The following is a 20,984-nucleotide window of genomic DNA, read 5'->3' as shown; positions in this document are numbered from 1 at the left end:
GCACTCGCCCGTCGGAATGAGGAACCACGTCGCCCTGTTAGGGGACCCGAAGAACCTCGTGTCCGGATCCACACCCCGGGCGCGGACGCACGCACGTAACCTCGGCCGGTGGAGGTACACCACTGATGACTGCACTCCCCCCGACCACCGCCGGCGACCCGCCGGTCACCAGCTCGGCTCCGGGCGGCCTCGTCAAGAGCGTCGTCGAGCTCGACCGCGTGGTCATCCGGCTCGCCGGCGACTCCGGCGACGGCATGCAGCTCACCGGGAACCGGTTCACCAGCGAGACGGCGAGCTTCGGCAACGACCTGTCGACGCTGCCGAACTTCCCCGCCGAGATCCGGGCGCCCACGGGCACCCTCCCGGGGGTCAGCTCCTTCCAGCTGCACTTCGCCGACCACGACATCATGACGCCGGGTGACGCTCCCGACGTCCTCGTGGCCATGAACCCCGCGGCCCTCAAGGCCAACCTCGTCGACCTCCCCGGCGGCGGCCTGCTGATCCTCGACTCCGACGAGTTCACCCCGCGCAACCTGGCCAAGGTCGGCTACGCGACGAACCCGATCGAGGACGGCTCCCTGGAGGGCTGGCAGACCGTCAGCGTCCCGCTGACCTCGATGACGACCGATGCGCTCAAGGACTCCGGTCTCGGCAAGAAGGAGGCCGAGCGCTCGAAGAACATGTTCACCCTCGGCCTGCTGTCCTGGATGTACCACCGGCCCACCGAGGGCACGATCCGCTTCCTCGAGCGCACGTTCCGCCGCAAGCCCGAGATCGCCGCGGCCAACATCGCCGCGTTCCGCGCGGGCTACAACTACGGCGAGACGACGGAGGCCTTCGCGGTCTCCTACGAGATCAAGCCCGCCCCGATGGCGCCGGGCCGCTACCGCAACATCTCCGGCAACCAGGCGCTCGCCCTCGGGCTGGTCGCGGCCGGCCAGCGGTCGGGGCTGCCCGTCTTCCTGGGCGCCTACCCGATCACCCCGGCGTCGGACATCCTGCACGAGCTGTCCAAGCACAAGTCCTTCGACGTCCGGACCTTCCAGGCCGAGGACGAGATCGCCGGCATCGGCGCGGCGCTGGGCGCCTCGTTCGGCGGGGCGCTGGGCATCACGACCACGTCCGGTCCCGGGGTGGCGCTGAAGGCCGAGACCATCGGCCTGGCGGTCATGACCGAGCTGCCGCTGGTGATCGTCGACGTCCAGCGCGGCGGGCCCTCGACCGGGCTGCCGACCAAGACCGAGCAGTCGGACCTGCTCCAGGCGATGTTCGGGCGCAACGGCGAGGCGCCCGTCCCGGTGGTCGCCCCGCGCTCGCCCGGCGACTGCTTCGACGCCGCCCTGGAGGCGACCCGGATCGCGCTGACCTACCGGACCCCGGTGATCCTGCTCTCCGACGGCTACCTGGCCAACGGCGCCGAGCCGTGGGCCGTCCCGACCGTGGCCGACCTCCCCGACCTCACCGGCGCGGTGGACTTCGCGACCGAGCCGAACGGGCAGGCCACCGACGGCGAGGAAGGGCTGTTCCTGCCTTACCTGCGGGACGAGCAGACCCTCGCGCGGCCGTGGGCCATCCCGGGGACGGCCGGGATGCAGCACCGCATCGGCGGGCTGGAGAAGGCCGACCGGACGGGGAACATCTCCTACGACCCGGCCAACCACGACTTCATGACCCGCACCCGGCAGGCGAAGATCGACGGGATCGCGAACAGCCTGCCGCCGACCGAGGTGGACGACCCGGACGGCGACGCCCGCGTCGCCGTCATCGGCTGGGGATCCACCTACGGCCCGATCGGGGCCGCCTGCCGGCGGATCCGGCGCTCGGGCCGCTCCATCGCCCAGGTGCACCTGCGGCACCTCAACCCCATGCCGAACGACCTCGGCGAGATCCTGCGCCGCTACGACCGGGTGGTCTGCCCCGAGATGAACCTCGGCCAGCTGGCCATGCTGCTGCGCGCGAAGTACCTCGTCGACGTCGAGAGCCACACCCAGGTCCGCGGGCTGCCCTTCCGGGCCGCCGAGCTGGCCGCCGTCATCCAGGAGGTCATCGACCGGGGCACCGTCCCGGCCGGCGCCCCCGCGAACGGAGAGCTGCAGTGACCACCGTCGAACTCGGCATGCCCGCCGAAGGCCCCATCGCGGACGCGATCGCGCACTCGGTCGACGCCCACGGTCCCAAGCAGACCGAGCTCAAGGGCAAGGACTTCAAGACCGACCAGGAGGTGCGCTGGTGCCCCGGCTGCGGTGACTACGTCATCCTCAACGCGGTCCAGAGCTTCCTGCCGAGCCTCGGCATCGCCCGCGAGGACATGGTGATCGTGTCCGGGATCGGCTGCTCCAGCCGCTTCCCCTACTACATGAACACCTACGGGATGCACTCGATCCACGGCCGCGCCCCGGCGATCGCCACCGGCCTGGCCGCCTCCCGTCCCGACCTGTCGGTGTGGGTGGTGACCGGCGACGGGGATGCGCTCTCCATCGGCGGCAACCACCTGATCCACGCGCTGCGCCGCAACATCAACCTGACGATCCTGCTGTTCAACAACCGGATCTACGGGCTCACCAAGGGCCAGTACTCGCCCACCTCCGAGGTCGGCAAGGTCACCAAGTCCACGCCGATGGGCTCGATCGACGCGCCGTTCAACCCGGTGTCGCTGGCGCTGGGCGCCGACGCCACCTTCGTGGGCCGGGCGATGGACTCCGACCGCAAGGGGCTGACCGAGGTGCTGCGGCAGGCCGCCGAGCACCAGGGCACCTCGCTGGTGGAGATCTACCAGAACTGCAACATCTTCAACGACGGCGCGTTCGAGCTGCTCAAGGACCCGGCCACCGGTACCCAGTGGTCCATCCCGCTCGTCCACGGCGAGCCGCTGGTGTTCGGCCCGGACGGCGCCTCCTGCGTCGTGCGCGACGACTTCGGCGGGCTGCGGATCGCCGAGACCAACCAGGTCGACCAGGCCGAGATCGTCGTCCACGACGCGCACCGGGAGAACCCGGCCTACGCGTTCGCGCTGTCCCGGCTCTCCAGCCAGGACCTGCGCTACACGCCCATGGGCGTCTTCCGGTCGGTGCAGAAGCCCACCTACGACGCGATGATGGCCGAGCAGATCGACGTGGCGCGCGTGCAGGAACCGGCCGACCTCGACGCCCTGCTCGCCGGCAACGACACCTGGGACGTGCGATGACCCTGTCGTCCTCCGGACGACACCGCGGCCAGGTGCCGTTCCCCGGGTGAGCTGAGCCGCTGCGTCACGCCTGCGCGGAGACCCTCCGGGTCCCCACTCGGCGCGACCGGACGGGGTCACCGCCGCGGCCTTCCCCCAGGGCCTCGCCGAGCACGGCGGCGAGCACGTCGAGGGCGACGTCGAACTGGCCCGACGTCGGGGCGGCGAAGCCCAGGACCAGGCCGGCGGGCCGCTCGGGGCGAGCGTGCCCGTGGTGGTGCCGCGCCAGGCCGTCGAGCGCCACCCCCCGCCCGGCGGCCGCGGCGAGCACGCGCTCCTCTGACCCGGCATCCGGCAGGGGGACGACGACGTGCGCGCCGGCCGGGTCACCCTCGGCCTGGAGTCCCGCTGAGGCCACCGCCGCCAGCACCGCGGCCCGCCGCCGCGCCAGCTCCCGGCGCAACCGGCGCAGGTGCCGGGCCAGGTCGCCGCTGTCGGCCAGGGCGGTGAAGACCCGCTGGCCCGCCCGCGGCGGGCGGGCACCGGTGGCCGTGCGCCGCGCCACCAGCTCCGCCCGCACCGCCGCCGGGGCGACCAGCCATCCGACGCCCAGGGTGGGGCTGAGGATCTTGCTGCTGGTCCCGAGGTGCACGACGACGTCCGGTCCGAGCGCGCCGAGCAGCGGCAGCGGCGCGACGTCGTAGCGCAGCTCCCCGTCGTAGTCGTCCTCGAGGACGACCATCCCCTCCGCCCGCGCCCGGGCGACCAGGGCGGTGCGCCGGGCGGCGGAGAGCCGCCGCCCGAGCGGGAACTGGTGGGCCGGCGTGCAGTACACCGCGGCCAGGCCGGCCGGCACCGCGTCGACGACGAGCCCGTCACCGTCCACCGGCAACGGGACGACGGCCGCCCCCGCCGCCCGGAGCGCGCCCACGACCCGCTGGTAGCCGGGATCCTCCACGCCCACCCGGCTGCCGGGCGGCAGGAGGGCCGCGAGCTCCCCGACCGCGGCCGACGTCCCGGCGGTGGCCAGGACGTCCTCGGGTGCCGCGGGCAGCCCGCGGTGCCGCAGCAGGTGCTCGGTGACCGCCCGGGCGAACGCCGGGTCGGCGGCGGACTCGGGGCCGCCGTCGGGGGGCGGGTCGCCGGCCGCGCGCCATGCCCGCCGCCACGCCGCGCGGTCGAGCACCTCGAGGCAGGGCGACCCGGCGCGCAGGTCGATGCCCGCGGGACCCGGCCGCCCGCGCGACCGCCCGCGGGGAGCGGGAGCCGGCGCGGCGGTCACGGTGCCGACGACGAAGGTGCCGGCGCCGCGCCGGCCGGCGGCCCACCCCTCGGCGAGGAGCTGGTCGTAGGCCGCCGCCGTCACGGTGCGGCTGACCCCCAGCGCGGCGGCGAGCTCCCGCGTCGAGGGCAGCCGGTCCCCGGGGCGGAGCGCACCCCCCGCAGCGCCGGCCCGCAGCGCGTCGGCGAGCTGGGCCGACAGCGGGACGCGCGAGGTGCGGTCGAGGACGACCGGCGGTACGGCGACCATGCCCGCCTCCCGGAACGGTGGACTGCCGAGAACGTACTGGATTGGCCCTTCGGAGATGCCAATCGGTGGGCCAGGCTGGTCGCGTGACCACCGCTCCCCCGCTCTCCCCGACCCCCCGCAGCACCGTCCGCCGAGGGGCGACACGCGCCCGCACCGACCGCGCCGAGCTGTACGCCGTGCTCGACGCCGGGCTGGTCGGCCACCTGGCGGTGGTCCTCGACGGCGCCCCGCTGGTGCTGCCCACCGGCTACGGGCGGCGCGGGGACACCCTCTACCTGCACGGGTCCACCGGAGCGGCCTCGCTGCGCGCCGCGGCGGGCGGCGCCCGGGTGTGCTTCACGGTGACCCACGTCGACGGCGTCGTGTACGCCCGCTCGGCCTTCCACCACTCGGTGAACTACCGCTGCGCGGTCGTCCACGGGGTGCTGACCCCGGTGACCGATCCGGCCGAGCGGCTGCTCGGGCTGGAGGCGCTGACCGAGCAGCTGGCGCCGGGCTCGTGGTCGGCCGCCCGGCGGCCGGACCGCAAGGAGCTCGCGGCGACGGCGGTGCTGGCGCTCGACCTGGCCGAGGCCAGCGTCAAGGTGCGCACCGGTCCGCCCGGGGACGACGACGCCGACCTGGACCGCAGCACGTGGGCGGGCGTCCTGCCGCTGCGCACGGTGCCGGGCGAGCCCGAGCCGTGCCCCCTGCTGCCCGCCGGGGCCCAGGTGCCGGCGCGGGTGCGGAACCGCGTGCTGCGGAGGCTCAGCCCGTCGGCGTGACCCGGAGAACCACGTCGTCCCCGTCGCCGTTGTCCGTCGTGACGTACAGCGCCCCGTCGGAGCCCAGCTGCGGGGTGCGGATGCGCCCGTAGTCGTCCTCCAGCTCGGGGACGCGGAACTGCTCGACGAGCTGCCCCGCCTCGTCCAGCCGCAGGGCCAGGACGCCGGTGTCCTTCTGGACGCCGAGGAGCAGCAGCCCGTCGTAGGCCCCCCACTCCTCCCCCTCGAGGAAGGTGCCGCCGCTGGGCGCGATCGTCGGGTCGCCGGAGGACCAGACGGCGGGCACGGCGCCGGGAAGGTCCGGATCGGTCATGGGCACGCTCTCGTCGTAGCGCCCGGAGCCGGCCGGGTCCCAGCCGTAGTTCGCCCCGGGGTCGAGCAGGTTCACCTCGTCGTCGACGTCGGGCCCGTGCTCGACCGAGAACACCTGACCGGTATCCGGGCGCACGGCGAGCCCCTGGACGTTGCGGTGCCCGTAGGTCCAGATCAGGTCCTCGGCACCGTCGTCGTCGGGAAACGGGTTGTCCGGCAGCGGGTCACCGGTGGCCGGGTCGGCGCGCAGCACCTTCCCGGCGAGGCTCCCGAGGTCCTGCGGGTTGCTGCCGACGGCGTTGTCGCCGGTGCCGATCAGCAGGGCGCCGTCGGGAGCGAACTCGACCCGGCAGCCACCGTGCCGGCCGGAGTCCTCGTTGACCGGGATGCCCCCGATCAGCGGGTCGTCCACCCGGGTGGCGCTGCCCCAGTCCTCGGCGACGGTCCAGGCGGTGACCTCGATGGAGGGCCCGTCGGTGACCCCCTGGCAGCTGTACAGCCGGCGGTTCTCCGCGAAGTCGGGGTCCAGCGCCAGGCCCATCAGGCCGGTCTCGCCGACGGCGAACAAGTCGTCGAAGTCGGCCCGCACCTCCTGGACCGTGCCGTCGGGCAGCACCGCCGTCAGCCCGCCGGCGCGCTCGTCCACGAGCAGCGTGCCGTCGGGCGCCTGGACCACGTCCCAGGGATGGTCGAGCCCGTCGGCGACCACCTCGACCTCGAGCGACGGGGCACCGGAGGGGGCGGACGACGTGGGTGCCGTGGGACCGCTCGCCGTGGGCTCCGCCGAGCAGGCGGCGAGGAGGACGGTCGTGGCGAGCAGGACGGGGCGAGAAGCGCGCACGCTCCGACTCTGCCCCTCGGCGTCAACTGGTACGCGTGACCACGTAGTCGCACAGGGCCGAGAGGGCGTCGCGCACGTCCCCGGCGGGCACGGTCCCCAGCCGGGCGCGGGCGCGGTCGGCGTACTCGGCCAGGACGCCGTTGGCGCGGACGAGCGCGGTGGAGGACCGCAGCAGCGCCAGCGCCTCGGCGTGCTCCTCGTCGTCGGTGACCGGGCGGGAGACCAGCTCCCGCAGCCGCGCATCGGCAGGGGCGTCGTCGGCGAGGGCGAAGAGGGCGGGCAGCGTCGCGATGCCCTCGCGCAGGTCGGTGCCGGGCAACTTCCCCGACGTGCCGCCCTGGCTGACGATGTCGAGCAGGTCGTCCGACAGCTGGAAGGCCACGCCGACCTCCTCGCCGAACGCGGTCAGCTCGGCGACCAGCGCCTCGTCCAGCCCGGCGAAGCGGGCCCCGAAGCGGGCCGAGGTCGCCACCAGCGATCCGGTCTTGTCGGCCAGCACGTCGAGGTAGTGCGCGATGGGGTCCACGCCGGGCTCCGCGCCGACGGTCTCCCGGATCTGGCCGGTGACCAGCCGCTCGAACGTCTGGGCCTGGATGCGCACCGCCTCCGGCCCCAGATCGGCCAGCAGGTCCGACGCCCGGGCGAACAGCAGGTCGCCGGTGAGGATGGCGATGCTGTTGGTCCACCGGCTGTTGGCGCTGGGTGCACCGCGCCGCACGACCGCCTCGTCCATGACGTCGTCGTGGTACAGCGTCGCGAGGTGGGTCAGCTCGCAGACGACCGCCGACTCGGTGACGCCCGCGGCCCCCGGGTCGCCCAGCTGGGCGGCGAGCAGCGCCAGCATCGGCCGGAACCGCTTCCCGCCGGCCGACATCAGGTGGCCGGCCGCCTCGCGGATGAACGCGTGCTCGCTGCCGACGGCCTCGGCGAGCATCGTCTCGACGCGGGCGAGACCCTCGGCCAGCGACGCACCCAGCTCCCCGTCGGGCAACCAGGGGCCGATGGTCGAGGCGGGGGTGGAGATCCGGCGGTGCGCGTGGGGGCTGCCGCCCGGGACCTCGGGGATGGTGCCCTCGACTGCGGCACGGGCTCCGGTCATCAACCGACGAATCTAGCCGCCTGCTCGGCGAGGTCGAGCACCGACCCGGGCACGATGCCCAGCGCCAGGGTCGCCGTCGCGGTGATCGCGAGGACGACCGTGGTGGGCAGGCCCGGGACCCCGACGGTAGGACCGCGCTCGCCGTCGGCACCTCCCGCCGGCGCGGAGAAGTACATGAGCACGATGACCCGCAGGTAGAAGAACGCGGCCACGGCGCTGGCCAGGACCGCCACCAGCACCAGCGGCCAGGCGCCCTCCTCGACGGCGGCCCGGAACACGGCGAACTTGCCGGTGAAGCCCGAGGTGAGCGGGATGCCGGCCAGGGCGAGGAGGAACAGCGTCATCACCGCGGCGACCAGCGGTGACCGGGCGGCCAGGCCGGCCCACTGCGAGAGGTGGCCGGCCTCGCCGTCGCCGTCCCGCACCAGGGTGAGGACGGCGAAGGCGCCGATCGTCGTCAGGCCGTAGACCAGCAGGTAGAACATCGTGGCCGCCAGGCCCGAGCCCTCCCCGTCGGCCCCCAGACCGAGAACGCCGGTGAGGAGGAACCCGGCGTGCGCGATCGAGGAGTAGGCCAGCATGCGCTTGAGGTCGGTCTGGGTGAGGGCGAGCACCGAGCCGACCACCATGGACACGATCGCGACGCCGTAGATCAGCGGCCGCCAGGTCCACTCGGCGGCGCCGAAGGCGACGTAGAGCACCCGCAGGATCGCCCCGAACGCGGCGACCTTCGTGCACGCGGCCATGAAGGCCGTCACCGGGGTCGGGGCGCCTTCGTAGACGTCCGGCGTCCACGTGTGGAACGGCGCCACGCTGGCCTTGAAGAGCAGGCCCACGATCAGCAGCGCCAGGCCGAGCAGCATCAGGACGTCGGTGCCCTCGGCGAGGGAGGCGGCCCGGATGTCGCTGAGCCGGACGCTGCCGGTGGCCCCGTAGACCAGCGCCAGCCCGTACAGGAAGAAGGCCGAGGCGAAGGCCCCGAGCAGGAAGTACTTGACCGCCGCCTCCTGCGACAGCAGCCGCCGCCGCCGGGCCATGCCGCTGATCAGGTAGAGCGGCAGGCTGAGCACCTCCAGCGCGACGAACATGACCAGCAGGTCGTTCGAGGTGACGAAGAGCATCATGCCGCCGATGGCGAAGGTCGCCAGCGGGTAGACCTCGGTCTGCACCTGCGGCGAGGTGAGCAGTTCCCGGTCCCGGGGGCTGCCCGCCGGGACCGCGACCGAGGCGACGAACGCCGACCGGGCCGGGTCCAGCGCCCGCTCGGCGAACAGCAGGATGGCGAGCGCGCCGAGACCGGCGATGGTGGCCTGCAGGAACAGCCCGGCGCCGTCGACGGCCAGCGCGCCGTCGGCGGTGACCTCGCCGCGCCCGGCGAGCAGCAGGGTGCTGACCAGCGCACCGAGGGCGCCCACGAGCGCGACGGCGAGCTGCACCGGGTGCCGGCTGTCGCGCGGCCAGAACGACTCGACCAGGACGCCGACGCAGGCCGCGCCGAAGATGAACAGCAGCGGGGCCAGGGCGGTGAAGGAGAGGTCCGGGGCGTCGAACATCAGTCGGTCCCTCCGAGGTCGCTCATGGTGGCGCTGACGGCCGGCTCGATCAGCTCGAGCAGCGGCTGCGGGTAGACGCCGAAGACGATGATCAGCGCGACGAGCGGCGCCGCGACCGCCAGCTCACGGCGCGAGAGGTCGGTGATCCGCAGCGACCGACGGGGCGGGGCGAGCGTCGCCGTGGCACCGCCGCCGGCCGGTGCCGGTTCGGCCGGGTCCTCCTGGAGCAGCACGCCCCGGGCCGGCCCGTGCATCGTGCGCTGGTACATCAGCAGGATGTAGAGCGCGGCCAGGATGATCCCGACCGTCGCCAGGATCGTGAACACCGGCTCCTCGGGGAAGGAGCCGATCAGCACGAGGAACTCGCTGACGAAGCTGTTGGTCCCCGGCAGCGCCAGCGAGGCCAGGCCGGCGATCAGGAAGACGCCGGCCAGCAGCGGGGCCTTCGCCGCGACGCCGCCGTAGTCGCCGATCTGCCGCGACCCGCCGCGGGCGATGAGCATGCCGACGACCAGGAACAGCAGGCCGGTGGCGATGCCGTGGTTGACCATGTAGAGCACCGCGCCCGTGGCGGCCTCGGTGGTGAACGCGAAGATCCCCAGGGCGATGAAGCCGAAGTGCGAGATGGAGGTGTAGGAGACCAGCCGCTTCATGTCGCTCTGACCCATCGCCAGCAGCGCGGCGTACAGGATGCCGACGACCGCCAGGACCAGCACGAACGGCGCGAAGTACCGCGAGGCGTCGGGGAACAGCGGCAGGCAGTAGCGCAGGAAACCGAAGGTGCCCACCTTGTCCAGCACGCCGACGAGCAGGACCGAGCCACCGATCGGCGCCTCGGAACCGGAGTCGGGCAGCCAGGTGTGGAACGGCACCAGGGGCGCCTTGATCGCGAACGCGATGAAGAAGCCGAGGAAGAGCAGCTTCTGCACCCCCGGGTCGATCTCCAGCTGGCGGAGCGCGTCGAAGGCGAAGGTGCCCGCGCCGAGCTCGCTGGCGCTCACCACGTACAGGCCGATGACGGCGGCGAGCATGATCAGCCCGCCGACCAGGCTGTAGAGGAAGAACTTCACCGCGGCGTACTGCCGGCGGGGCCCGCCGAAGCTCCCGATGATGAAGTACATCGGGACGAGCATCGCCTCGAAGAAGACGTAGAACAGGAAGACGTCGGTCGCGACGAAGACGCCGACCATCATCGCCTCGAGCAGCAGCAGCCAGGCGAAGTAGGCCGTCATCGACCGGCGCTCGGGCAGCTCGTCGTTCCAGGAGGCGCCGATCACCACCGGCACGAGCACCCCGATGAGCAGCAGCATCACCAGGGCGATGCCGTCCACGCCCAGGGCGAAGGACACCCCGAAGTCCGCGATCCACGTCCAGGAGCTGGTCCGCTGGAACCGCTCACCGCCGGTGTCGAACGCGACGGTCGTGAGGACGGCGAGCAGCAGCACCACGAGGCTCACGCCCAGCGAGACCTGCTTGGCCACCTCGTCGCGGCCCTTGGGCAGCGCGGCCACGACGGCCGCCCCGACCGCGGGGACCACGATCATCAGCAGCAGGAGGGGCAGGTCGCTCACGGTCGGGGTCCCTTTCCGAAGATGTGGCTCGATGCCGCCCGTTCGCTCCCGCGGGGCGCTCCGCTCCTCGCTCGTTCCTCGCTGCGATGCTCACGACCCTGTCCGCTCATCCCGCCGTCACCGCCAGGAGGGCGCCGGCCACCAGGACGGCGCCGCCGAGGATCCCGAGGGCGTAGCTGCGGACGAAGCCGGTCTGGGCGCGGCCCAGCCGGGAGGACGAGCCACCGAACGTGGCGGCCAGGCCGTTGACGGCGCCGTCGACCCCGCGGTTGTCCACCCAGACCAGCGCCCGGGTGAGCCACTGGCCCGGGCGCATGAACAGCGACTCGTTGACCGCGTCGGCGTAGAGCGCGTGGCGGGCCGCCCGCGTCACCGGGGAGACCCGCACCGGGGCGGTCACCGGCACCTCGCGGCGGCCGACGAACAGCCAGGCCGCCAGCACGCCGAGCAGCATGACCGCCGTCACCACCAGGCCGACCACCGCCGGGGCGACCACGTGCGCGGCCTCCTCCGGCTCGCCGAACACCGGCTCCAGCCAGCCCGAGAGCGGGAAGACCGACACCAGCAGCGCACCGGCGCCCACCGACCCGATCGCGAGGACCACCATGGGTGCGGTCATCACCGACGGCGACTCGTGCGGGTGCACCCCCTCCTCCCAGCGGGCCCGGCCGAAGAAGGTCATCAGCATCAGCCGCGTCATGTAGAAGGCGGTCAGCCCGGCACCCAGGACGGCGACCCCGCCGAGCACCCAGCCCCAGACGTCGTCGCGGTCCAGCGCCGCCTCGATGATCGCGTCCTTGGTGAAGTAGCCGGACAGGAACGGGAACCCGATCAGCGCCAGGTAGCCCAGCCCGAAGGTGACGAAGGTGACCGGCAGCTTCCGCCAGAGGCCGCCGAAGCGGCGCATGTCCACCTGGTCGTTCATGGCGTGCATGACCGAGCCGGCGCCGAGGAAGAGCCCGGCCTTGAAGAAGCCGTGCGCGAGCAGGTGGGCCAGCCCGGCGACGTAGCCGGCCGGCCCCAGCCCGACGGCCAGGAACATGTAGCCGATCTGGCTGACGGTGGAGTAGGCCAGCACCTTCTTGATGTCGTCGTAGGCGCAGCCGGCGATCGCGCCGATCAGCAGGGTGAGCGCGCCGATCGCCAGGACGACGGCCCGCGCGGTCTCGGTGAGGTCGTAGATCGGGGCCGACCGCGCGATCAGGTAGACCCCGGCGGTGACCATCGTCGCGGCGTGGATGAGGGCCGAGACCGGGGTCGGGCCCTCCATCGCGTCCGGCAGCCACGCCTGCAGCGGGAACTGGCCGGACTTGCCGCACGCGCCGAGCAGCAGCAGGAGGCCCAGGGCGGTCACCGTGCCGCCGGCGAGCGTGCCGACGGCGCCGAAGACGCCGGCGTAGGACGTCGTCCCGAGCTGGGCGAACATCACGAAGATCGCCAGGGCCAGGCCGACGTCGCCGACCCGGTTCATGATGAACGCCTTCTTGGCGGCGGTGGCCGCGGCCGGGCGGGTGTACCAGAAGGCGATCAGCAGGTACGAGGCCAGGCCGACGCCCTCCCAGCCCACGTAGAGCGCCACGAAGCTGTTGCCGAGGACGAGCAGCAGCATCGCCGCGACGAACAGGTTGAGGTAGGCGAAGAACCGGCGGCGCGCGGGGTCGTGCGCCATGTAGCCGACCGAGTAGACGTGGATGAGCGACCCGACGCCGGTGATCAGCAGCGCGAAGACCGCCGACAGCGGGTCGAACAGCAGCCCCGCCCGGACGTCGAGCTCACCGGTGGAGATGAAGGTGAACAGCTCGACGTCCGCCGGCGCCCCGTCCTGCCCGGCGAGCTGGATCGTGCACAGCAGCGCGAGGACGAACGAGGCGGCGACGGTCGCCGTCCCCAGCAGGTGGCCCCAGCGGTCGGTGCGGCGGCCGCCCAGCAGCAGCACCGCGGCGCCGGCCAGCGGCAGCGCGATCAGCAGCCACGACCAGCCGAGCAGCCCGTCGGCGGGCAGCGTCTCAGACACAGATGTCCCCGTCTCGCCGTCAGTACTTCAGCAGGTTGGCGTCGTCGATCGAGGCGGACCTGCGGGTCCGGTAGATCGACATGATGATGGCGAGACCGACGACCACCTCGGCGGCCGCGACGACCATGACGAAGAGGGCCATGATCTGGCCGTCCACGGTGCCGGTGGAGCGGGCGAAGGTGATCAGCGTCAGGTTGACGGCGTTGAGCATCAGCTCCACGCACATGAACACCACGATCGCGTTCCGCCGCACCAGCACCCCAACGGCGCCGATGGTGAAGAGGATGGCCGCCAGCACGAGGTAGTAGCTCAGCGTCATCGGTCGCCCCCCTCGAGAGTGGGAGTCGTGGAGCCCAGGGCCGCGTCCGGCGAGCCGAGCTGCTCCTGGCCGGTCGGCCGGGGCATCTCGTCGGGCTGACCGGGCGCGATGCCGGTCGCGTAGCTGTCCCTCGACTGGCTGCCGTCGGGCAGGATCGCCGGCACCGCGACGGAGTTGGCCCGCGCGAACACACCGGGGCCGGACACCGTCTGCGGGCGGTCGGTGAGGAAGCGGGCGCGGGAGAGCTCCTTCTGCCCGCGCCGGCTGCCGGGGGCCCGCTCGATGTGGGTGAACACGAGCGCACCGACGGCCGCGACGATCAGCAGCGCCCCGGTGACCTCGAAGGCCAGCAGGTAGCGGGTGTACAGCAGCTCGGCGATCGCCTCGATGTTGCCCACCGAGGCGCCGCCGGGGCCGCCCTGCACCGCTTCCAGGCCGATGACCGGCAGGTCCTGCGTGGCCCGGGCGATGCCGGCGCCGACGAGGGCGGCGAAACCGACGCCGACCAGCGTGGCCGCCACCCGCTGGCCGCGCAGCGTCTCGACGAGGGAGTCCGAGGAGTCCCGGCCGACCAGCATCAGCACGAACAGGAAGAGGATCATGATCGCGCCGGTGTAGACGATGATCTGCGCCGCGCCGAGGAACGGCGCCTCCTGGACGACGTAGAAGATGCCCAGCGACAGCATCGTGGCGACCAGCCACAGCGCGGAGTGCACCGCGTTCCGGCTGAACACCATGCCGAGCGCACCGGCCAGGGACACCGGCCCGAGGATCCAGAAGACGACGGTCTCGCCGCCGCCGAGGGTCTCCGTCATGCCTTCTCCGCCTGCACCGGCTCGGCCGGCGACGAGCCGGGGACGCGCAGGTAGTAGTCCTTCTCGTCGTCGCCGAGCCGCATCGGGTGCGGCGGCTGCTCCATGCCGGGCAGCAGCGGCGCCATCAGCTGCTCCTTGGTGTAGATCAGGTCCTGGCGGTTGTCGTCGGCCAGCTCGAAGTCGTTGCTCATCGTCAGCGAGCGGGTCGGGCAGGCCTCGATGCACAGCCCGCAGAAGATGCAGCGCAGGTAGTTGATCTGGTAGACCGCGCCGTACCGCTCACCCGGCGAGAAGCGGGCGTCCTCGGTGTTGTCACCGCCCTCGACGTAGATGGCGTCGGCCGGGCAGGCCCAGGCGCACAGCTCGCAACCGACGCACTTCTCCAGGCCGTCGGGGTGCCGGTTCAGCACGTGCCGGCCGTGGTAGCGCGGCTTGGTCACCTTGGGCTCGAACGGGTACTGCTCGGTGGTCACCTTGCGGAAGATCTGCGCGAAGGTCACCCCGAAACCCTGCACCGGCGCCGGGAGGAGCCGGTCGCGGACCTTGGGCGCGGCGACGTTGCCGGCCCCGGGGTCGGTCGACGGCCGATCGACCTGCCCGCCGCGGCGGGGTACCGGGTTGCGGTCGGGCCGGTTCTCAGACATCGCGGTCCTCCTCGACAGTGGTGGTGCCACGGCGTCCGGTGCTCACGACGGTCGCCCCGTCGCCGGCCACCGGCTCGCGACGCAGCCGCGGCGACGGCGGGACGGCCAGGTCCATCGGGGGGACCGGGAAGCCGCCCTCGGCCCGGACGGGCCCGCCGGTCGGCCGCCGGCGGGGCCCGGCGGGGGGCAGGACCTCGGCGTCCGTCGGGTGGTTGGAGCCCGCGGCCGCCTCGGCGGCGGCCAGCCGGGTGTCCTTGTTGCTCGCCCGGCCGCCGAGCCACAGCGCCACGAGCACGAGGACCGCGGCGGGCACGCCGACGTAGAGCGCCACCTCGCCGGTGGCCAGGTCCGTCTCGCGGGAGACGGTGCGCATCGTGGCGACGACGAGGATCCAGACCAGCGCGACGGGGACGAGCACCTTCCACCCGAACCGCATGAACTGGTCGTAGCGGAGCCGGGGCAGGGTGCCGCGCAGCCAGATGAAGACGAACAGCGCGGCGACGACCTTGAGGAAGAACCACAGCAGCGGCCACCAGCCGGTGTTGGCGCCGTCCCAGATGGAGATCGGCCACGGCGCCCGCCAGCCGCCGAGGAAGAGCGTCGCGGCGAGCGCGGAGACGGTGACCATGTTGATGTACTCGGCGAGGAAGAACAGCGCGAACTTCAGCGACGAGTACTCGGTGTGGAACCCGCCGACCAGCTCGCTCTCGGCCTCGGGGAGGTCGAAGGGCGCCCGGTTCGTCTCGCCGACGACGGCGATGGCGTAGATGACGAAGGAGACCGGGAGCAGGATCCCGTACCAGCTCGGACCGGTGAACTCGAGGCCGAAGAAGTTCAGCGCGGTGCCGTCGGCCTGCGCCGCCACGATCTCGGAGGTGGACATCGAGCCGGCGTAGAGGAACACCGCCACGATCGACAGCCCCATGGCGATCTCGTAGCTGATCATCTGCGCCGCGCTGCGCATGCTGCCCAGGAGCGGGTAGGTCGAGCCGGAGGCCCAGCCGCCCAGCACGATGCCGTAGATGCCCATGGCGGAGGAGGCCAGCACGATCAGCACGCCGATGGGGGCGTCGGTGAGCTGCAGCGGGGTGACCTCGCCGAAGATGCTCACGGCCGGCCCCATCGGGATCACCGAGAAGGCGACGAAGGCGGGTACGGTCGCGATCACCGGCGCGAGGAAGTACACCGGCTTGTCCGCCAGCGCCGGCATGATGTCTTCCTTGAACGCCAGCTTCAGCCCGTCGGCGAGGCTCTGCAGGTAGCCGCGGGGGCCGACCCGGTTGGGGCCGATCCGCTGCTGCATGCGCGCCACGACCTTGCGCTCGAACACGATGGCGAACAGCGTCAGCAGGACCAGGACGACGAAGACGCCCAGGACCTTGATCAGCACGATCCACCAGACGTCGTTCCCGAAGTCCTCCAGCGTCGGCTGGTCGGGAGTCGCCAGGAGCATCACAGGACTCCTCCAACCGGGGTGGACAGCCGCACGACGCCGCCGGGGCCGGTGCCGAGATCGGCGCGGACCTCGCTGCCCGGTGACCTCATCGGCAGCCAGACGACCTGGTCGGGCATCGGCGTGACCTGCACCGGCAGCGTGATCGAGCCGGTCGCACCGCTGACGGTGACCCGGTCACCGTCGGCGACACCGAGCCGGCCGGCGGCCTGGGCGCCGAGGCGGACCACCGGCGGGCGGGCGGTGCCGGCGAGCTCGGGCTCGTCGCGGAGCAGCGTCCCGGCGTCGATCAGCTGCCGCCACGAGGCCAGCACCGCCTGGTCGGCGCCGAGGGACGGCGCCGCGGGCGGCGGGACGTCCAGCCCCGCCCCCTCTCCCGGACGGCGGACGGCCCCGAGGGCGGCCAGCTCCGCGCGGGCCGCCTGCGGCGTGGGTAGCCGCAGGTCCACGTCCAGCTCCTCGGCCAGGCCCTGCAGGACGCGGCCGTCGGGCAGCTGGCCGCTGCCGTGCAGGGTCGCGTCGAAGGACCGCGGGCGGCCCTCCCAGTCCAGGTAGGTGCCGGCCTTCTCCGGCGCCGCGGCCACCGGCAGGACGACGTCGGCCCACTCGGTGACCACGCCCGGGAACATCTCGAGGCTGACCACGAACGAGGCGCTGGCCAGGGCGGTCTCGGCCAGCGCGGGGTCGGGCAGGTCGCACGGGTCGACGCCGCCGACGAGCAGCCCCGGAAGCACCCCGTCGCGGACCGCGGTGAGGATGCCGGTCAGGTCGCGGCCGGGGGCGGCAGGGAGGTCGGCCCCCCACAGCCGGCCGACCTCGGCGCGCGCCGTGGGGTCGCCGACGGCGCGGCCACCGGGCAGCAGGGTCGGCAGCGCCCCGGCCTCGATCGCGCCGCGCTCCCCGGCCCGGCGCGGCACCCAGGCCACCCGGACGCCGGTGGCGCGGGCGAGGGCCAGGAGCGCGGAGAAGGCGCCGGGCACCTCGGCCAGCCGCTCCCCGGCGAGGACGACGGCGCCCGGCGTGCGCAGCGCCTGCAGCGCCGGGCCGCCCCAGGTGCCCTCGGCGAGCGCCCGGAGGGACTGCGCCTCCGCGCCCGGGAGCGTGGTGAGCACCGTGGCCTGCAGCTTCTCGGCCGCCCGCGTGGCGAACGGCGCCAGGTCGAACACCTGGGTCGTGCCCGTGCGGGTGGCGCGGCGCAGCCGCAGGAAGACGATCGGCGACTCCTCCTCGGGCTCGAACCCGGCGAGCAGGACCGCCGGGGCGGCGGTGAGGTCGTCGTAGGTGACCGCGCCGGTCGCCGGACCGGTACCGGCCACCGCCGCGCCGAGGAAGGCGAGCTCCTCGGCCGAGTGCGCACGGGCACGGGCGTCGACGTCGTTGGTTCCCAGCGCGACCCGGGCGAACTTGGCGTAGGCGTAGGCGTCCTCGACGGTCAGCCGCCCGCCCGGCAGGACGCCGACCCCGCCGTTCTCCCGCGCCTGCCGGAGGCCGGCGGCCGCCGCGGCCCAGGCCTCCGGCCAGGAGGCGGGCTGCAGCTCGCCGTCGCGGCGGACCAGCGGGGTGGTCAGCCGCTGGTTGGCGGAGACGTAGCGGAACGCGAAGCGACCCTTGTCGCAGTTCCACTCCTCGTTGACCGCCGGGTCCTCCCCGGCCAGCCGGCGGGTGGTCCGGCCGCGGCGGTAGTCGGTGCGCTGCGCGCACCCGGACGCGCAGTGCTCGCAGGCGCTCGGTTCGCTGCGCAGGTCGAACGGCCGCGCGCGGAAGCGGTACTGGGCACTGGTGAGGGCCCCCACCGGGCAGACCTGCACGGTGTTGCCCGAGAAGTAGGAGTCGAACGGCTCGTCGTCGGCGACGGCGATCTGCTGCTGCGCCGCCCGCTCGAAGAGCTGGAGCATCGGGTCGCCGGCGATCTGCTCGGCGAACCGGGTGCAGCGGGTGCACGAGATGCAGCGCTCCCGGTCGAGCAGGATCTCCGAGGACAGCGGCAGCGGCTTGCTGAAGGTCCGCTTCTCGTCACGGAACCTGCTCTCGCCGCGACCGTTGCTCATCGCCTGGTTCTGCAGGGGGCACTCGCCGCCCTTGTCGCAGGTCGGGCAGTCGAGCGGGTGGTTGATCAGCAGGAACTCCATGTTGCCCTGCTGCGCCTTGTCGGCGACCGGGCTGGTGAGCTGCGTGCGCACCGCCATGCCCTCGCTGACCGGCATGGTGCAGGAGGCCACCGGCTTGCGCTGGCCCTCCACCTCGACCAGACACTGCCGGCAGGCACCGATCGGCTCGAGGAGGGGGTGCTCGCAGAAGCGCGGCACCATCACCCCGATCATCTCGGCGGCCCGGATGATCAGCGTGCCCTTCGGGACGGCGACGTCGAAGCCGTCGATGGTGCAGTGGACGGCGTCCGGCGGCGTGTGCGCGCCGGGCGCGCCCGGCGGCAGGGCGGGCGCGGGCTGGGGGCTGGCGGGCGTGAGAGTCATGAGGCAACTCCGACCGGCTCGATGGGGAGGAAGCGGCCGACGCGGGCCTTCTCCTCCGGCGGCAGCAGGGCGAGGTAGTCGTCCTTGAACAGCTGGATGGAGCTGGTGACGCAGCTGGTGGCGCCGTCGCCCAGCGCGCAGAACGTGCGGCCGAGCATGTTGTCGGAGATGTCGACGAGGGTGTCGAGGTCCTCGGCGGTGCCCTCCCCGGCCACGAACCGCTTCAGCACCCGGACGTACCAGAAGGTCCCCTCCCGGCACGGCGTGCACTTGCCGCAGCTCTCGTGCGCGTAGAACTCGCTGAACCGCAGGGTGGCCTCGACGATCGAGTCGGTCTCGTCGAAGATCATCAGCGCCGTCGTGCCGAGCATCGAGCCGGCCGCGGCCACCGAGTCGAAGTCCAGCGGGACGTCGAGGTGCTCTGCGGTGAAGTACGGCGTCGACGAGCCGCCGGGCGTCCAGAACTTCAGCTCGTGCCCGGGGCGGATCCCGCCGGCCATCTCGATCAGCTCGCGCAGCGTGGTGCCCATCGGCGCCTCGTACTGCCCGGGGCGGACGATGCGCCCGGACAGCGAGTAGATCTTGGGCCCCGGCGACTTCTCCGGGCCGAACTCCTTGAACCAGTCCGCGCCGCCCCGGACGATGAACGGCACGCTGGCCAGGCTCTCCACGTTGTTGATGACCGTGGGGGCCCCGTAGAGGCCGGCGACCGCGGGGAACGGCGGCTTGAGCCGCGGCTGGCCGCGGTAGCCCTCCAGCGAGTCCAGCAGCGCCGTCTCCTCGCCGCAGATGTAGGCGCCGGCGCCGGCGTGCACGACCAGCTCGAGGTCGTAGCCGGAGCCCAGGATGTCGCTGCCGAGGTAGCCGGCGGCGTAGGCCTCCTCGACGGCCGCCACGAGCCGGCGGTGGGCGTGCACCGCCTCGCCGCGGACGTAGATGACGGCGAACTTCGAGCGGATCGCGTAGGCGGAGATGATGACGCCCTCGATCAGCGCGTGCGGGTCGACCATCATGAGGGGCACGTCCTTGCAGGTGCCCGGCTCGCCCTCGTCGGCGTTGACCACCAGGTACTTCGGCAGGGCCGCCGGCCCCGTGGGCTCCTCCCCGGGCTTGGGCTGCGGGATGAAGCTCCACTTCATGCCGGTCGGGAAGCCGGCACCGCCGCGACCGCGCAGCCCCGAGTCCTTGACCAGGGTCACGAGTTCATCGGGCGCCATCGAGAGGGCCGTGCGCAGGGCCGCGTAGCCCTCCATCGACTCGTAGGTCGACAGCCGCCAGGACTTGTCGGCACCCCAGCGGGTGGTCAGTACAGGAGTGAGAGGCATGGCTCAGGCCTTCCCGTCGCCGGGGGCCTGGCCGGACGTGCCCGGCTCGGTCCCCGCAGGGGTGTCGGTGCCGCCGCGCGGCTGCTTCTGCGGACGGCCGCGGCCGTACTCGGTGCCGGTGTCGGGATGGGACTCGGCGGCGCCGGCCTTCTCCGCCGGGGTGTCGGCGGCGGCGACCCGGGCGTCGGCCGCCTCGCGGCCGGGGGTCTCCCCGGTGCGCCCGGTGGGCCGGACGGTCTCGCGCGGCTCACCGCGGTCGGGCGCCGGGGCGGGCTCGGAGCGGGGCATCGGCGGCGCGGACTCGCCGCGGTCGGCCGCCAGCCGGAGGCCGGCGAGCGTCGGCCCGTACTCACCGGGATGGTCGACGGCGGCCCGCGCGGCGGCCTCGTCCGCGTGCTGGGAGAAGCCGGCCAGCTGCCGGGAGACGCCCTGGAAGTCGGTGAGCGGCGCACCGCGGCTGGGCAGCGGCTTCTCACCGCGGCGCAGGGCCGCCACCAGCTCGCGCGCGCCGTCCACGTCCTGCTGGTCGTAGAACTCGTAGTCCACCGTCACGACCGGTGCGTAGTCGCAGGCGGCCAGGCACTCGGCGTGCTCGAGGGTCACCGATCCGTCGGCGGCGGTCTCGTCGTGGCCGACGCCGAGGTCGGCCTTCAGCGCGTCGAAGATCCGCTGACCACCGAGGACGGCGCACAGCGTGTTGGTGCACACGCTGACCAGGTGCCGGCCGGTCGGGCGGCGCTTGTACATCGTGTAGAAGGTGGCGACCGCGGCGACCTCGGCCGTGGTCAGCCCGAGCTCCTCGGCGCAGAACGTCAGGCCCTGCGGCGACACGAAGCCCTGGTAGCTCTGCACCAGGTGCAGCATCGGCAGCAGGGCCGAACGCGGCTGGGGGTAGCGCGCCATGATCTCGCGTGCCTCGGCGCGGGCCTGCTCGGTGAGCGGCGGCAGTGCGTCGAGCACCTCCGGCCGTCCCTCGAAGGGGCTGGAGTCCAGCCCCGTGGTGGCGGCCCCCTCGGGCGATCCCGGGAAACTCATCAGCGGTCCACTCCCCAATCGAACGGGTCGGGCTCCAGGTTCGCTCCGCTCCTCGCTCGTTCCTCGCTGCGATG

General features: G+C 73.3%; 16 protein-coding genes. 3 read left to right on the top strand and 13 right to left on the bottom strand.

Going from position 1 to position 20,984, the window contains the following annotated elements; genetic code table 11:
• Positions 1–125: 125 nt before the first annotated feature.
• Positions 126–2,099, top strand: coding sequence for a 2-oxoacid:acceptor oxidoreductase subunit alpha (locus BM142_RS00770; RefSeq protein ID WP_254790445.1), 1,974 nt, complete (start codon positions 126–128; stop codon positions 2,097–2,099).
• Complete coding sequence (locus BM142_RS00765) at positions 2,096–3,184, top strand: 2-oxoacid:ferredoxin oxidoreductase subunit beta (RefSeq protein ID WP_217640514.1); 1,089 nt, start codon at positions 2,096–2,098, stop codon at positions 3,182–3,184. The genes BM142_RS00770 and BM142_RS00765 overlap by 4 nt, the downstream gene beginning before the upstream one ends.
• A gap of 64 nt (positions 3,185–3,248) precedes the next feature.
• Here BM142_RS00765 and pdxR read toward each other — a convergent pair whose 3' ends face one another.
• Positions 3,249–4,694, bottom strand: coding sequence for a MocR-like pyridoxine biosynthesis transcription factor PdxR (gene pdxR / locus BM142_RS00760; protein WP_092194884.1), 1,446 nt, complete (start codon positions 4,692–4,694; stop codon positions 3,249–3,251).
• An 83-nt stretch (positions 4,695–4,777) separates the two neighbouring features.
• On the opposite strand from pdxR, the gene BM142_RS00755 reads away from it, so the two are divergent.
• A complete protein-coding gene (locus tag BM142_RS00755) occupies positions 4,778–5,458 on the top strand; it encodes a pyridoxamine 5'-phosphate oxidase family protein (protein WP_092194883.1) in 681 nt (226 codons plus the stop codon).
• Here the strand turns inward: BM142_RS00755 and BM142_RS00750 are convergent.
• The 12 genes from BM142_RS00750 to nuoE form a co-directional block, all read right to left on the bottom strand.
• Positions 5,442–6,611, bottom strand: a complete 1,170-nt coding sequence (locus BM142_RS00750; RefSeq protein ID WP_092194882.1) for a PQQ-dependent sugar dehydrogenase — start codon at positions 6,609–6,611, stop codon at positions 5,442–5,444. The two genes, BM142_RS00755 and BM142_RS00750, sit on opposite strands and share 17 nt — an antisense overlap.
• 22 nt (positions 6,612–6,633) lie before the next feature.
• A complete protein-coding gene (locus BM142_RS00745) occupies positions 6,634–7,710 on the bottom strand; it encodes a polyprenyl synthetase family protein (RefSeq protein ID WP_217640513.1) in 1,077 nt (358 codons plus the stop codon).
• Entirely contained in the window at positions 7,710–9,263 is a 1,554-nt protein-coding gene (gene nuoN / locus BM142_RS00740) for an NADH-quinone oxidoreductase subunit NuoN (RefSeq protein ID WP_092194881.1), read from the bottom strand. Before nuoN ends, BM142_RS00745 begins: the two co-directional genes overlap by 1 nt.
• On the bottom strand, positions 9,263–10,834 hold the full coding sequence (locus BM142_RS00735; RefSeq protein ID WP_092194880.1) for an NADH-quinone oxidoreductase subunit M: 1,572 nt from the start codon (positions 10,832–10,834) through the stop codon (positions 9,263–9,265). The genes nuoN and BM142_RS00735 overlap by 1 nt, the downstream gene beginning before the upstream one ends.
• Before the next feature lie 106 nt (positions 10,835–10,940).
• Complete coding sequence (nuoL, locus tag BM142_RS00730; protein ID WP_254790444.1) at positions 10,941–12,848, bottom strand: NADH-quinone oxidoreductase subunit L; 1,908 nt, start codon at positions 12,846–12,848, stop codon at positions 10,941–10,943.
• A 19-nt stretch (positions 12,849–12,867) separates the two neighbouring features.
• The gene (gene nuoK, locus BM142_RS00725) at positions 12,868–13,167 is read right to left on the bottom strand and encodes an NADH-quinone oxidoreductase subunit NuoK (RefSeq protein WP_092194879.1); all 300 of its coding nucleotides are present in this window, start codon (positions 13,165–13,167) and stop codon (positions 12,868–12,870) included.
• Positions 13,164–13,982 carry an NADH-quinone oxidoreductase subunit J gene (locus BM142_RS00720; protein ID WP_092194878.1) on the bottom strand — a complete coding sequence of 273 codons (819 nt, stop codon included), beginning with the start codon at positions 13,980–13,982 and terminating at the stop codon, positions 13,164–13,166. The genes nuoK and BM142_RS00720 overlap by 4 nt, the downstream gene beginning before the upstream one ends.
• A complete protein-coding gene (gene nuoI, locus BM142_RS00715) occupies positions 13,979–14,626 on the bottom strand; it encodes an NADH-quinone oxidoreductase subunit NuoI (protein ID WP_254790443.1) in 648 nt (215 codons plus the stop codon). The genes BM142_RS00720 and nuoI overlap by 4 nt, the downstream gene beginning before the upstream one ends.
• Entirely contained in the window at positions 14,619–16,079 is a 1,461-nt protein-coding gene (gene nuoH / locus BM142_RS00710) for an NADH-quinone oxidoreductase subunit NuoH (RefSeq protein ID WP_092195164.1), read from the bottom strand. Before nuoH ends, nuoI begins: the two co-directional genes overlap by 8 nt.
• A complete protein-coding gene (locus BM142_RS00705; RefSeq protein ID WP_092194877.1) occupies positions 16,079–18,550 on the bottom strand; it encodes an NADH-quinone oxidoreductase subunit G in 2,472 nt (823 codons plus the stop codon). The genes nuoH and BM142_RS00705 overlap by 1 nt, the downstream gene beginning before the upstream one ends.
• Positions 18,547–19,875, bottom strand: coding sequence for an NADH-quinone oxidoreductase subunit NuoF (gene nuoF, locus BM142_RS00700; protein WP_092194876.1), 1,329 nt, complete (start codon positions 19,873–19,875; stop codon positions 18,547–18,549). The genes BM142_RS00705 and nuoF overlap by 4 nt, the downstream gene beginning before the upstream one ends.
• A 3-nt stretch (positions 19,876–19,878) precedes the next feature.
• Positions 19,879–20,910, bottom strand: coding sequence for an NADH-quinone oxidoreductase subunit NuoE (nuoE, locus tag BM142_RS00695; protein WP_092194875.1), 1,032 nt, complete (start codon positions 20,908–20,910; stop codon positions 19,879–19,881).
• Positions 20,911–20,984: the final 74 nt, after the last annotated feature.

The sequence above is a fragment of the Blastococcus tunisiensis genome, assembly GCF_900112815.1.
Lineage (GTDB): Bacteria > Actinomycetota > Actinomycetes > Mycobacteriales > Geodermatophilaceae > Blastococcus_B > Blastococcus_B tunisiensis.
Note: the sequence above shows the minus strand (reverse complement) of the source record. Positions and strands in the feature narration are given on the sequence as shown.

Excerpts from the sequence above, each read along its gene's own strand:
- BM142_RS00770 (WP_254790445.1), top strand. The coding sequence starts at position 126 with ATGACTGCACTCCCCCCGACCACCGCCGGCGACCCGCCGGTCACCAGC.
- pdxR (WP_092194884.1), bottom strand. The coding sequence starts at position 4,694 with ATGGTCGCCGTACCGCCGGTCGTCCTCGACCGCACCTCGCGCGTCCCG.
- BM142_RS00745 (WP_217640513.1), bottom strand. The coding sequence starts at position 7,710 with ATGACCGGAGCCCGTGCCGCAGTCGAGGGCACCATCCCCGAGGTCCCG.
- nuoN (WP_092194881.1), bottom strand. The coding sequence starts at position 9,263 with ATGTTCGACGCCCCGGACCTCTCCTTCACCGCCCTGGCCCCGCTGCTG.
- nuoK (WP_092194879.1), bottom strand. The coding sequence starts at position 13,167 with ATGACGCTGAGCTACTACCTCGTGCTGGCGGCCATCCTCTTCACCATC.
- BM142_RS00720 (WP_092194878.1), bottom strand. The coding sequence starts at position 13,982 with ATGACGGAGACCCTCGGCGGCGGCGAGACCGTCGTCTTCTGGATCCTC.
- nuoI (WP_254790443.1), bottom strand. The coding sequence starts at position 14,626 with ATGTCTGAGAACCGGCCCGACCGCAACCCGGTACCCCGCCGCGGCGGG.
- nuoH (WP_092195164.1), bottom strand. The coding sequence starts at position 16,079 with ATGCTCCTGGCGACTCCCGACCAGCCGACGCTGGAGGACTTCGGGAAC.
- BM142_RS00705 (WP_092194877.1), bottom strand. The coding sequence starts at position 18,550 with ATGACTCTCACGCCCGCCAGCCCCCAGCCCGCGCCCGCCCTGCCGCCG.
- nuoF (WP_092194876.1), bottom strand. The coding sequence starts at position 19,875 with ATGCCTCTCACTCCTGTACTGACCACCCGCTGGGGTGCCGACAAGTCC.
- nuoE (WP_092194875.1), bottom strand. The coding sequence starts at position 20,910 with ATGAGTTTCCCGGGATCGCCCGAGGGGGCCGCCACCACGGGGCTGGAC.